The 13,383-nt window shown below is 33.6% G+C and carries 13 protein-coding genes and 2 pseudogenes; 11 read left to right on the top strand and 4 right to left on the bottom strand.

Annotated elements, in window-relative coordinates:
- Nucleotides 1–2 precede the first annotated feature (2 nt).
- Entirely contained in the window at nucleotides 3–1,298 is a 1,296-nt protein-coding gene (gene ltrA, locus E0Z07_RS00285) for a group II intron reverse transcriptase/maturase (RefSeq protein WP_131540134.1), read from the bottom strand.
- 870 nt (nucleotides 1,299–2,168) lie between these two features.
- Here ltrA and E0Z07_RS00280 point away from each other — a divergent pair.
- Genes E0Z07_RS00280 through E0Z07_RS00245 form a run of 8 tightly spaced genes read left to right on the top strand, consistent with a single transcriptional unit; the run spans nucleotide 2,169 to nucleotide 6,753 of the window.
- On the top strand, nucleotides 2,169–2,375 hold the full coding sequence (locus E0Z07_RS00280; RefSeq protein WP_131540133.1) for a hypothetical protein: 207 nt from the start codon (nucleotides 2,169–2,171) through the stop codon (nucleotides 2,373–2,375).
- Nucleotide 2,376: 1 nt separating this feature from the next.
- On the top strand, nucleotides 2,377–2,574 hold the full coding sequence (locus E0Z07_RS00275; protein ID WP_131540132.1) for a peptidase: 198 nt from the start codon (nucleotides 2,377–2,379) through the stop codon (nucleotides 2,572–2,574).
- A 6-nt stretch (nucleotides 2,575–2,580) separates the two neighbouring features.
- Nucleotides 2,581–3,006, top strand: coding sequence for a lipocalin-like domain-containing protein (locus E0Z07_RS00270; protein WP_131540131.1), 426 nt, complete (start codon nucleotides 2,581–2,583; stop codon nucleotides 3,004–3,006).
- Between the two features lie 32 nt (nucleotides 3,007–3,038).
- The gene (locus E0Z07_RS00265; RefSeq protein WP_131540130.1) at nucleotides 3,039–4,151 is read left to right on the top strand and encodes a uracil-DNA glycosylase family protein; all 1,113 of its coding nucleotides are present in this window, start codon (nucleotides 3,039–3,041) and stop codon (nucleotides 4,149–4,151) included.
- A gap of 13 nt (nucleotides 4,152–4,164) precedes the next feature.
- The gene (locus tag E0Z07_RS00260; protein WP_131540129.1) at nucleotides 4,165–5,085 is read left to right on the top strand and encodes a WG repeat-containing protein; all 921 of its coding nucleotides are present in this window, start codon (nucleotides 4,165–4,167) and stop codon (nucleotides 5,083–5,085) included.
- 9 nt (nucleotides 5,086–5,094) lie between these two features.
- Nucleotides 5,095–5,550, top strand: a complete 456-nt coding sequence (locus E0Z07_RS00255; protein ID WP_131540128.1) for a hypothetical protein — start codon at nucleotides 5,095–5,097, stop codon at nucleotides 5,548–5,550.
- 10 nt (nucleotides 5,551–5,560) lie between these two features.
- Entirely contained in the window at nucleotides 5,561–5,806 is a 246-nt protein-coding gene (locus tag E0Z07_RS00250; RefSeq protein WP_131540127.1) for a hypothetical protein, read from the top strand.
- Complete coding sequence (locus E0Z07_RS00245) at nucleotides 5,806–6,753, top strand: helix-turn-helix transcriptional regulator (protein ID WP_131540126.1); 948 nt, start codon at nucleotides 5,806–5,808, stop codon at nucleotides 6,751–6,753. The genes E0Z07_RS00250 and E0Z07_RS00245 overlap by 1 nt, the downstream gene beginning before the upstream one ends.
- A 249-nt stretch (nucleotides 6,754–7,002) precedes the next feature.
- Here the strand turns inward: E0Z07_RS00245 and E0Z07_RS18440 are convergent.
- Nucleotides 7,003–7,188 (bottom strand): annotated as a pseudogene (locus tag E0Z07_RS18440) (IS91 family transposase); the annotation flags it as partial.
- 208 nt (nucleotides 7,189–7,396) lie between these two features.
- Between E0Z07_RS18440 and istA the strand changes: the two are divergent.
- Both istA and istB read left to right on the top strand, forming a co-directional pair.
- Nucleotides 7,397–8,950, top strand: coding sequence for an IS21 family transposase (gene istA, locus E0Z07_RS00235; protein WP_131540125.1), 1,554 nt, complete (start codon nucleotides 7,397–7,399; stop codon nucleotides 8,948–8,950).
- 18 nt (nucleotides 8,951–8,968) lie between these two features.
- A complete protein-coding gene (istB, locus tag E0Z07_RS00230; RefSeq protein WP_131540124.1) occupies nucleotides 8,969–9,697 on the top strand; it encodes an IS21-like element helper ATPase IstB in 729 nt (242 codons plus the stop codon).
- 92 nt (nucleotides 9,698–9,789) lie between these two features.
- Here istB and E0Z07_RS00225 read toward each other — a convergent pair.
- Together E0Z07_RS00225 and E0Z07_RS00220 are read right to left on the bottom strand one after the other, a co-directional pair.
- Nucleotides 9,790–10,707, bottom strand: a pseudogene (locus E0Z07_RS00225) (IS91 family transposase); the annotation flags it as partial.
- Nucleotides 10,686–11,588, bottom strand: a complete 903-nt coding sequence (locus E0Z07_RS00220; RefSeq protein WP_073028679.1) for a tyrosine-type recombinase/integrase — start codon at nucleotides 11,586–11,588, stop codon at nucleotides 10,686–10,688. The pseudogene E0Z07_RS00225 and the gene E0Z07_RS00220, both read right to left, overlap by 22 nt.
- Before the next feature lie 343 nt (nucleotides 11,589–11,931).
- Here E0Z07_RS00220 and E0Z07_RS00215 point away from each other — a divergent pair, with 343 nt between their 5' ends.
- Entirely contained in the window at nucleotides 11,932–13,098 is a 1,167-nt protein-coding gene (locus E0Z07_RS00215; RefSeq protein ID WP_131540122.1) for a hypothetical protein, read from the top strand.
- Nucleotides 13,099–13,383 lie beyond the last annotated feature (285 nt).

Genomic DNA, 13,383 nt, shown 5'->3' with positions numbered 1-13,383 from the left:
GGTCACGTACTCGGCGGTTCGCAAAGAGATGGGTTAAGTTGTAAATGTAATTCAGTTAAGGAAACATATCCTCTTTTCTTCAGGCGTTGTAAAGTAATGGTAGTGCCTAGAATAGGACTTTGTGCTATTGCCCAACCGCCTTTCCGTGTTCTGCTCCAAGCGTAGGCATGGTCTTGGTCTACACCTAATCGAATCAGGTTTTTCCTTTTCCTTTCAGGTTTTTTCCAATGATGCCAAATGCAATAGCGCAGTCGGTTGCGAAGCCAACCGTCTAAATCTCGTAATTTGCCCAAAATACTCGTGCCTTGGAAATAGTTCAACCATCCGCGTTGCACTTCTTTTATCTTGGCAATACGCTCTTCAAATGTGGCTGGTGTGGTTTTTCGGGTGATTGTTTTAAGTCGTTCTTTTAGTTTCTTCCATGCTTTTTCCGATACAATGAGTTGGTATTGATTTTTACTTCCTTTCTCGTACGTAGGTACGAATCCAAAACCCAAAATTGTGAAGTTGATTGGTTTTCTAATCCCGCTCTTTTCTTCATTTATAGTCAATTTGAGTTTGGTTTTCAAAAACTTTTCAATTACTACTCTTGTAGCTTTGGCTTGATTGTGGCTTTTGCAATAGATACTAAAATCATCCGCATAACGTACAAATTTATGTCCTCTTCGAGTCATTTCCTTATCCAATTGATGGAGTAAAATGTTCGACAATAGCGGACTTAGTGGACTTCCTTGTGGAACGCCTTTTCTTCGTTTATGTAGTTTTCCGTTGATTTTAATCGGTGCTCTGAGCCATTTGCGTATGAGTTGCATCGTAGCTTTGCATTTCACTTTTTGATAGATTAAATTCAGTAATAAACAATGGTCAACTTCATCAAAGAAGTTTTTCAGGTCAATATCCACAATGTGGTTTAATCCTGAATGGATGTATTCCCGAGATTGTCCAACGGCTTGTCGGGCATTCTTGTGGGGTCTAAATCCATAGCTGTAATTACTGAATTCGGGTTCGAAATGCGGTGCAATAGTTTGTGCTACGGCTTGTTGCAACACACGTTCTGTAGTGGTGGGAACACCTAATAATCGGGTTTTCCCGTTTCCTTTCGGAATTTCAATACCTAAAATGGGTTGCACTTGGTAGTTGCCTTGCTTGATTGCTTCAATCAGCTGTAGTTTCTTTTCTGAAAACACCTTGCGGAGTTCTCGGACAGAAACACCATCAACACCCGCACTGCCTTTATTGGCAATCACGTGTTCCAATGCTTTTTGAAGATTAAACGGATGTACTACTCTTGTTATCATTTTAGTCGTTTTAACCTGTTTTCGTTAAGTAGGGCTACAATGCGTTCCGTTACCTATTGAAAACCTCTTTACGTTCGGTCCTTCCTTGTTTGTGAGACCTATGCGGTATCTATTCGCACCTCGTTTGCCTGCAAGTACTATGACCTCTGCTGACTTCTTGGATTGATTAACTCGTAATCGCCAAGACCTCCCCTGGTAAATGCTTTTTCCTTCCGTCTATCGCCGGTACATCTACATAACAATAATCTGATTTAATAGCATGTTCAGAACACTGTTTTGGACTTCGTATTGCTGTGGATACTCATCCTTATTGCTATGCCTCTTATGTACTTTCTGTTCGTCGGTACAGACTTTTGCAGTCCTGCTTCCTTCAGTGCATACCTCACGATAAACCACCTTGCAGCTTGCTAACGATTCGGGTTTTCAATCCGCTCGTAAGGGACTTGCACCCTCTGGAAAAATAACACCCCGAAAACTTGGTTCGTAAAACTAAATTTGTATTTTTGAACTATTTGAAAAGCTTTCGGGGTGTGTCCTGCATATGCAGGGCACACACAAGGTATTGCCAAAAGCGGGGCTAAAGTGCTAAACTCAAGGTTCTGCCCTACTATTCCGCCAAAAACGAATTTTATTCGTTTTTGTTTTGTAAATTTAACTCATAAAAATTCGTTTTGGCTCACCTCGGTGCAAAATCGAAACTTTCGGCTTCGATTTCCCCGCCTTCGGCAATACCCAAAACGTTAGCAGAAATGTTATCAAAATTCCGTTCCAAAAGAAATTTCTCCAAAATTTAATTTATTTCAATATTTTTTGATTTCAAATAATAAACAGACATATTTTGTCTGTTTTAAAATTTACATTTGCATCATAATGAATGAAGCGAAACAAGAAATACTAAATATCATTGCAAATTATTGTAAAGAGAATCCAAATCAGAGGTTTGCACAAATCTTATTCAATCTCAATATTAATGAATTTAAAGAGGGTTCGGAAGAAATAAGAGATATTTACGACGATTCTGACCAAAAGATTTTGGAAAGATTACAAGAAAGAATTAAACAATTAAAAAATAAATAAAATGGCAAAACTTTGGAAAGTCACCGCAAAAAGAGACAGCGGAAAAGTAGTGAAAGGAATGAGTGTGGAAATTGTAATTTCAGACAGAAGTGGAGAACCAAGACCAAAAGAAATCGTAAGTGCATTTCAGTCAAAATACAGCATTATTGTAAACGAAGGTATATGTAATAGTTCTCATTTTCAAGTTGAAAAAATATAATAAAAAATGAAAAGAAATTTATTTTTAGGAACAACCGTTGTATGTATGCTTTTGTCTTGTGGAGAAGATCGAGATGAAGATACTACTGAACAAACTCCTATTAGTCAAAAAATTATAGGAACTTGGACAATAGTTAAAAAGGAAAGCAACGGAGCCAATGTTCCCGCTTCTTTACCTTGTCCCAATCTTGGGAATTTTTTTTTTGAACCGGACAAAAAATTATTTGAAAATCACAAATCGGTTGTTAATAACAATTGCGTGACAGATACTGATACGTACACCTATTCTGTTGATGAAAACAGCAAAAAAATCACTGCAAAAAATACACAGAATGACGTGCTGATTTATGCGATTAAGAGCCTCTCTGATAACGAATTGATTTTAGTAAATACGGAAGCTAATGATGTGATACAATATACGTTGAGTAAATAATTGTATTTGAAGGTTTAAAAAAAATTGAAATTATGAACAAAGAATTACAAAATTGGGCAGAGAAAGTTATTAAAGAAATTACTCCAGATGCAATAAACTTGAATAAAGACTATTATCCCTTTCAATCAAAGGCAATAGAAAATCCAGATATTTTGTTTTTGGGATTGAATCCAGGAGGAGGAAGTAGTTACGAAAGTCAGTCTACAAAAGATAAATGGGAGTTTATTGACTATTTTGACGAAAAGGGTAAGTCTATAAAGGTAATGAAACCTGAAAGATTGCTTGGAGGAAATCCTTTTTTTGAAATAAATTCGGATGAATGGAAATTTATCAAGGGACTTCGAAAAATATCGATGTTCGATAAGGCTTTAAATGAAAACAAATTTGTGTTAGCTAATTATTTTTATTTGAGTACAGCTGATTTTTATGAAGCAGAAACATTTCATAAAGATGTATTCGAGAAATGTAAAAAACTGACCTATGAAATGATTCAACTCATCAAACCTAAACTAATTGTAGTTTTAGGCACTTCAAAAGGGATTGACCAACTTGATGAGTTTAAAAATAAAAGACTAATTCTATCAGGAAATCATCAAAGATTATTGATTTCCGCAGACTATAATAATACAAAAGTTATAGCAATTCCGCATCCGTCACTAATGGCAATAACTGAAAAAGAAATTGAAGCTATTAATACAAATATTTTAGAATTAATTGAAGAGAAACCCTTTACTAATTATGAATTTAAAAAAATAAACTTCTCACAATTTTCAATTAATAATATTGAAAAAATTATTGAAGAAAAAGGAATAAAAGCTGATTTTGTGCAAAATAAAAATGTTTATGATTGGATAATAGATAATGGTACAAATAAAATTTTAGTTCGATTTTCTGTAAAGGATAAATATTTTGGTATTAGGGATTTCAATGCAAAAACATCAGGTTCTCCCAATCGATTTTATATAAATATTGAAAATGCGGATTTATATATCAGCACGATTACGAAACCTTTATTTTTCAAAACAAATAGTTGGATGGTACAAAAATTCTTTTCACAATATGAATTTGATAATCTTTCTGCTCTATATCAATTAATTGCGACAGATCTCACGAATCTTTATCATAAGATTATTAATGCATCATAATAATTATAAATAAATGAAAACCCTCCAACCCAAAGACATCGATGATGATTTACGTTGTTATTACGAATCAACAGGAGAACTACCGACAGAATGGGAACAAGTAACATTTTTTGATGAAGTAACTGATTTAGCAGTTGTTTCCGTTGATGGAATTTATGGTGCGGTTAATCGAGATGGAGAAGCTGTAATTCCGTTAATTTACCACTGTGCAATGCTTTTTTCCGAAGGATTGCTTGCTGTGAAAAAAAATGACAAATGGGGATATGTAGATAAAAATCACAATATCGTTATCCCTTTTGAATATGAAAATCTAAGAACTTACGGTTCTGCAATTGGTGCGGAGTTTTTATTTAATGGTTCATTCAGAGGAACTGTTGGATATTTTCGAAATGGAGAAACAATCGCAAGAAAGAACGGTAATATGGGATTCATCAATACAAAAAATGAAATTGTTTTCCCATTTCTGTACAAAGAAATAAATTCTGCCACGGATGATTATCTCTGTGTTTCTCACGACAAACTAAAATATGGTCTTGTCAATTTCAAGAATGAGATAATTCTTCCGTTTGTATATGATCGTTTAAGTATCACATATAACGATGATTATGTATCTTTTGGCGAAAAATCGGATGAAGTTATAGAAAATTATGACAAAGAAAATCAGCAGTTATTAGATTTTCAAGATGATAAATTGCTAAAATTTGGAATCCTCAATCTGAAAGGAGAAATCATTGTTCCAACTGTAAGTTATTCGGAAATAAAAATCGTAAACAATGGAAAAGCAATGTGCTTTGACTATCATAAAGATGAATGCTTTGTATATGATTTCGTAACCAAAGAAATCATTTATGCACCCGATGATTTAGTAGAAGACGAAACCGAAAAAGTAAGAGTAAATTTCATAAGGAACTTAGTAGGAATTGAATCAATATAATAATAGAAAATGTCTTTAACTCCACAAGAAATACAAAGATTTACCGAAATCAACACCAAAATTCGCAACGAAGAAATCCGTGCCCGAAAGCTGTATCTCGATTTGCGTCCTAAGTTGGACAAAATGGTAGAAGACAACATCATCAGCGATTACGAAATTGAAGAACACTATTCTTTTTTTAGTTTCGATGAAAATTTTTGCAAAAGCAAAAATGTAGAATTGGGAAATCCTTTTTTGGAGTATAAAACCAGCAATTTCATACAAACAGATGATGACTTTTTCAATACCAATTGGAACGAATTCAATTGGAGTAAAAAAGGACCTTTGCAGGATTTGCATTTCGGTTATACCATGCATTGTGCATTGTTTCATGCAGATCATGATTTATGGATTGAAGATATTTTGGCAACAGATGATTTTTGGTACGAATTGGATGTTCTTTACCAGTTTAATATCGAAGAGTAAAACAGGTAAAATGGCAGAAATCATCTATATTGGGATGAAACTCATTCGCATTTCAAGGGAAGATGCATCTAAATTAGAAATTTCGGATAATGCAGGAATTTCTTGGTCGGTTATAGAAAGCAGCTATATTGGCAATTTTACAGAGCTTGCAAAAAATCAACATACCTTGTTTGCGGAGACTTCTCTCGGAAGATTCCAATCCGTAACTTTCGGAAAAACCTGGACAGAATACAATTGGAAAAAATATTTAAAATAATGGCAAAACTCGAACAAATTCAACGTTTATTGTATATCGCAGAATTACTAAAAAGTAAACCAAACGGAATTACGTATGAAGAAACCAAAGTCTTTCTTGAAGAAAAATTTCAAGAAAAAGGATTTGAGCTTAAATTTAGCGAAAAAACTTTTAAACGTGACCGAAATTTGATTGGCGAAATTTTGGGTTTAGAAAGCAAATACAAAAAGGGCTTTGGAACTTTTGCATTAAACAACGATGAATTAGAGGAAGATTCAGAAGGTACTTTAGAAGATGTTTTGCTTATCGAAGCTTATCGAAAATCAAAAAGAAATTCTAAAATTATTCTGTTTGAAAAAAGAGAACCCAAAGGTTTGTATCATTTCACAGATTTTGTTGATGCAATAAAAAGACATAGAATAGTTTCTTTTCAATACCAAAAATTCTATGAAAACCAACCCGAAAAAAGAGCTGTAGTTCCTTATGCTTTAAAAGAATCTCAAAATCGTTGGTATCTTTTGGCAACTGATTTCTCTGTCGAAAATAAAAAATCTCTTGAAGATTTCACATCTAACAATGAAAAGCCAAAGATTAAAAGTTTCGGTTTAGACCGTATTTCTAATGTTGAAATTCATCACACAAGACAATTACGTAACGATGAAATTTTGGATGAATCATTCAAAAATTCATTTGGAGTTTCTTCAACATTAAATGAAGTTCCGCAAGAAATTATTTTGTCTTTCACTCCACATCAAGGAAAATACATAAAATCTTTACCACTACATCATTCACAAGAAATAATAACCGATACTGAAAAAGAATTGAGAATAAAAGTTACGCTTTATCCTACTTTCGATTTTACACAGGAAATTCTTTCTCACGGACGAAATGTTACAGTAATTTCTCCCAAATCTTTCCGAAAACATATTACAAATACTATCAAAGAAATGTCTGAAAATTATAAATAAACTAACTGAAAAAAAACACTTCTGCTAATAACTAAGCTTTCGTCTTGCCCGGAGGGCACGAGATGAAAGCCCGTTGAACGGAACCGTAGGAAGCTTAATACGTATTATGGAGTTTTCGAAGTATGACTTTAAGATATACCAGCAGTAATTTTAGGATTACTGCTTTTTTTATGGTTAAAGTTGTGCTGTTTCAATTGTTTTTTGGTGTTTTTTGGAACAATTAAACACAAGTTCCCTTACCCGTAAAACCTAATTCACAGAAGCAATTGTGTTTTCGATAAGATATGCTTTTGGCGGACCTCTTTGCCCAAAAACATGTAACGTAACCAAATTACCAACTTTGCAACAATAACATTTTCGATGTTGTGTTTTAGGTTCAACTATCGGTCGAATGATATTTAAATCTTCTTGTAATTGTTGCAATTTACCCCGTTTGGATATTACGGTTTGATTTGTGCCAGTGATTTCGGAGTATTTGTGCCACCTATTTCGGTCAAACTGTGCCAGTGATTCCGTTTCGAATAGTGCCAGTTTTCGGTTTGATTTGTGCCACTTAGAATAACACTTGTAGTTATTTCGGTTCAAACCGTGCCACTTTGAAAAGTTTAATACCATTATCTTGTTGTTTTCAAAATGATAAGATATGGCTAATAAACTTGATCCAATGGACTTAAAACAAATTATTACCTTGCATTTAGATGGCTACAGCAATCGAAAGATAGCTAATACACTAAGTATTTCACGCAATACAGTCAATACCTATATGCAACTCTTTGCTGCCAGTGAGTATTCACTCGAGCAGCTCTTATCGTTTGAAACTCTACAATTATCAGAGTTATTCTCTAGCTTTACCACTGTTGATACACAGCGTCATAATGAGCTTATGCTGTACTTTGAAACAGTTAATAAAGCTCGTAACCATCCTGGTTTTACCTTCTTGTATCACTATAGCCAATATGCCGATAGTGTAGTCAATCCTTATAGTTATACTCAGTTTATGGAACACTATAATCGCAAGTATAAACAAGTAAAAGGTTCCATGAAATTAGAGCATGAACCTGGTAAGGAAATGTATATTGACTTTGCAGGTAAAAAGCTTTCTTATATAGACAAACAGACAGGAGAAATAATACCTGTGGAGGTCTTTGTGGCTATTCTTCCCAACAGTCAATACACCTATGTTCAAGCATGTGTTAGTCAAAAGAAAGAAGATTTAATTCAGTGCTGTACCAATGCTTTACACTTCTATGGAGGTGTCCCTTTAGCTATTGTATCTGACAATTTAAAATCAGCTGTGTCTCGTTCTAGTAAATATGAAGCACAGATAAATAGATGTTTTAAAGACTTCGCCTCACATTATGGTTGTATTGTAAATCCAACAAGAGCTTACTCTCCACAAGATAAAGCCTTAGTGGAGAATGCGGTTCATCTAGTATATCAAAGAATCTCTTATCCTATTAGAGAGATGACCTTCTTTTCATTAGAAGAATTAAACCAAGAAATACAAGCAAGGTTAGTTCATTATAATCAACTTCTTTTTCAACGTAAAGAAGCAAGTCGTGTAGAGTTATTCCAATCTGTAGAAAGACAGTATCTAAAACCTTTGCCTTGTACTAACTATCAAATCAAAGACTATACAAGAGCTAAAGTACAGAAGATAGGTTATGTATACTTTTCACCTGATAAGAGCTATTACAGCGTCCCTTATCGCTATATAGGTCACCAAACTACCATTCATTACACTAATACTTCAGTTGAAGTTTATTATAATCACTTGCGCATAGCATTACATAAAAGAAGTTTTGCTAAAGGGATTTATACAACAGAGAAGGAACATCTATCTAGTACACATCAATATTATACCAATTGGAGTCCTGAGTTCTTTAAAAAGCAAGCAGAAACACATGGATATAATGTAGTTAAATGTGTAGAGAGAATACTTGATAACGTTGAATATCCAGAAATAGGATATAAACGAGTTATGGGATTAATACAGTTATCTAAAAGCTATGGCTCACAAAGATTAGATAAAGCTTGTGAACTAGCCTTAAAAGAAAATATTGCTACCTATACTCACATCAAAAACATTCTTCATCACAAGATGGATCTCAATCAAGAAACGATACAACAGCTTAATGCTAATACACCCCACATCCCTTCACACATCAATATTAGAGGAGCTTCTTCTTATCAATAAACTTTAATAATTAATTATATGGATAACAATCAGACAATTGAAAAACTAAAAGCAATGCGATTAAATGACATGGCTTTACTACACAGTAGACACCTTAAAGACAACACAATCTCATCCTTTACTATAGATGAGTATATTGCCTTACTAACAGATCATGAATATGAAAATAGACAAAACAGAAAAGTACAGAGATTAATTAAACAAGCTAACTTTAGACAAAGTGCCAGTATAGCTGATATCAACTATACCCATCATAGAGACCTTGACAAAAATGCTTTTAATAGACTAACTACTTTAGACTTTATGCTAAAAAAGCAGAACATTATTTTAACTGGCGCTAGTGGGGTTGGTAAAAGTTATCTAGCTCAAGCTTTAGGTTATCAAGCTTGTTTAATGGAACACAGAGTACTTTACTTTAATACAGCTAACTTATTTAACCTTCTAAAATCAAGTAAAATAGATGGAACTTATCAGAGAGAAATTAAGAAGATACTTAAATGTGACTTACTTATTTTAGATGACTTTGGACTACAACCTTTTGACAACCTTATTAGAGAAGTACTCTTTGATATCGTTGATCAAAGATATAATCAGGCTTCTATTATTTTATCATCACAAATACCTGTATCTGCTTGGTATCCGTTAATTGGCGAAAACACTATTGCGGATGCTGTTCTTGATAGAATAGTAAACTCTTCACATAGAATAGACCTTAATGGTAAATCAATGAGGAAGACAAACTTTTAGAGTTTGAAATAACTTTTTTTGTATTATTGTATGACTTTTCAAAGTGGCACCATTTGACCGAAATAGGTGGCACGGTCTGACCGAAATACCCACCGTTTCCAACTGCTACTTAAAATACCGTAATGCCTAATTCGAACAAAGCGTTTAGGCAGAATATGTAAACTAAAGCGGCGGGCAAATTCTTCGTTTTTTAATGTTAATTGCTTGGTTTTACTGTGGTCTTTATAATCTTTGTAATGAATGGTAACCTCTTGATGAGTTACGTTTTTAATCCGATGGTTGCTAATAGCCACCTTGTGCGTATATCTCCCTAAATATTCAATGACTTGTTTGGGACCACCAAAGGGGCGCTTGGCATAAACCACCCAATCCTTTTCAAACAAACTTAGCAAGACTTGAGCATCTGCCAATTTTTCTTTGCGCAACAAGGCTACATATTTGGCACGAAAAACCTTACTCAAGGCTTTTACTGCAAACAAGTATTTATCGGTTTTTATCTTTCGTTTCCACTTACCATTTGCATCAATTCCTCCACCTGGAACAATACAATGTAGATGCGGATGCAAACTCAAATTTTGTCCCCAAGTATGTAAAATAGCAATCATACCCAATTGCAAACCGTCGGTTTTACCAAATTGAGAAAGCGTTGCCCAAACCGAATCAAACAAGATTTTATAAATCAATTGTGGTTGATGAATCGCCAAACCATTAAGCGAATCTGGAATAGTAAAAACCACATGATAATACGAACAGGGCAATAAATCATGTTCGCGCGCCTGAATCCATTCTTCTCGTTTATGACCTTGGCATTTCGGGCAATGCCTGTTGCGACAACTGTTGTAACTGATGTTGATGTTTCCACAGGTATCACACGCATCTACATGTCCGCCCAAAGCAGCAGTTCGGCATAAAGTCAGTGCTCGGAGTGTTTTCTCCTGATGAACCGTGAAGTTTTGATGGGATAAATCAACTTTTCTCAGCACATCAGCTACTTCCCATTGCGGCTGCATAGCGCAAAAACGGTATCAATTGGACTGTGTATTTTTTGGTTTTCGAGCTGACAAACATGTAAATATTCCATCGTAGTTTCGATGCGTTCATGCCCCATCAATTTCTGAACTTGCAGAATATTTACACCATCTTCCAATAAATGGGTCGCATAGCTGTGGCGCAGCGTGTGTGTATGCACATCTTTTAAAATGCCTGCTTTTTTACAAACCGATTGAATCGCCCATTGAACCCCGCGTTGGCTGTATCGAGAATCAAATCCTTTGGTATCTTTGGTATTACCCGTAAATAAAAATGTGGTGGGATGTTCGACTGAAATATATTTTTTAATCCCTCGAATGATATGATCAGAAAGCGGAACATAACGATCCTTCTTCCCTTTACTTTGAACGATATGAAGGAGTTTCCGATCAAAATCTAAATGCTTTAATTCGATGTTTCTCACTTCCATACAACGAAGTCCACAACTGTAAATCAAACCAATTAAAATGCGATGTTTAAGTAAATCGGCATGTTGAAGCAATTTCCAAATCTCATCTCGACTAAGAATTACGGGAAGTTTTTTTTCTTTAGGAATGGAAGGTAAATGAAGATAATCGTACGGAAGATTTTCGGTTTTTAATAGAAACCTTAGTCCGTAAACCGTGTGTTTAAAATACGATTGAGAAGGAGAATTCGACCGTTGTTGTAGTTCAAAAAGATAGTCTTTAACTTGTTCGGGATCTAATTCGGTAGGTAAACAGCCAAAATGAAGTGCCATTGCAGCCACATGGCGGGAATAATTATCAAAAGTGCGTTTACTTCTACCTAAAATGGAAATATTTCGTTCGAAACGTTGCAGAAGTTCAGAGAAACCATTAATTTCACTACAAGCGCGATTCAAATATTTGTTCGCTCTTAATTCCTCCGGAGATTTTTTTTAGTTACCATAATTTTATTTTTTTAATATCCTAAATATATGACTTCTAACGGAAAAGCTACCGAAGGTTTAGTTCAACATGGGTTTGGCGCAATGGCGGGTTAAGGCTAAAATTAGGGTTTTGACTTTATATTCCGCAAAAAGCCAATTATATTGACTTTTTTTCTTAAACTAATCAAATTAATTGGCTTTTACTTATAGTGTCGCTAAATTGAAACTTTTCGCTTCAATTTCCGCCACTGACACCAAGCCCCGAAACGTTAGCGGTCAGGCTAAAAACTAAGTGTCTAAAATATAATACCTATTCATGGGGCAAGCTAAAAAAAGACTAATGGAATATGAGGAGGGCATTTCAATCATTGATGGCCTTATTTCAATTTATTCTAACGATATTTTCGAAAATATAGAATCAGAGCAAATTATTTTTGGATTAAGAGATTTAAGAGAAAAAATATATAATCTCGACAATAGATCGATGGAAGTAATTGATTTAATTGCCGAATTAACAAACAATGATTTACGCTATTTGTACCATAGACTATCAAACATACTAGAGTCTATAGAATCTGGTATTGAGGAATTACCAGAGGTTAAAAATAAAATTACAACTCTAAGCAATTCACTGAATTTGATAATTCAAAGAATTAGAAATCAGCTAAATAGTTACATCCATAAATCCAAAAACATTTATAATTCAGAAAAATATTATACTGAACAGATACTTGAATTAGAAAATCAAAAAAAAGAACTACAAAAATATTTATTAGATCAAAAAAGTATTGAGGGAAAAAGTCAGGAAGAGATAGCTGAAAATAAGAAAATTATTCAAGAAAAAGAAATGTCCTTATTAAAAGCTAAAGAGCAAATTAAACTTTATCAGCACGAGCTTGAAGAGAAAAAGAAAAGTGAAAATGCTATTATTGAGTGGAATTCAAAAATCAAATCTACATTTGAAGAATTAACAATTTGCTTATCTCCTATCAAAAATGAGCATACTAGACTGAATCGAATGTTTTGGATTTATTCATCATTAATTACTGTAATATTCATAATAATTGTTTCTCTAGAAATCTATATTTTTACCAAATTACATAATAGTGATGTATTTCCTGAATGGAAAAATTATATAGTTGCTCTAACTCCCATTCCAATATTTGGTGGTCTATTGTGGGGATTTATAGTTCAATTGAATCGTACTCAAAGACAATTGCTTATTTTAGGAAAGCATATACATGAAATTAAATATATTGAAGGACTACTTTTATCTATTAATTCACTTTCACTTAATATAAATGATTCTACGGAACGTGTTAATAATGCAATCAACAGACTTTTAGAAAATCATTTAAATCGTAATTTATCTTCAGATGTGTTAACAGAAACCAATCTAATTAAAGAGGAAAATAAAGATTCAGTTCCGATTGATATTGTACTTAAATTACTAAAAGAAACAAAAGGAATTATTAGCAAATAAAGCCTAAACCGCTAACATCGGTTTTGTAAAATGTCGGGGTTAGGCATAAAATTAAAGTTTTAAGAAAAAGTATCGCCAAAGCCATTAATTGAATATATTTAAACAAAATATTCAATTAATGGCTTTCGTTTAAGTTGGTTTTTAATTTAAAGTTTTCGCTTTAATATCCGCTACTTCACAAAGCTAAGAACAGTTAGTAAATCTTTTAAAATAGTATGTACATATTCCATAAAGTTATTCTGTAAAATTTTGAGTCTTCACAGCTCTAAAAATTTAACGGAAATA

The organism is Myroides odoratimimus (genome assembly GCF_004337635.1).
Classification (GTDB): Bacteria; Bacteroidota; Bacteroidia; order Flavobacteriales; family Flavobacteriaceae; genus Flavobacterium; species Flavobacterium odoratimimum.
Note: the sequence above shows the minus strand (reverse complement) of the source record. Positions and strands in the feature narration are given on the sequence as shown.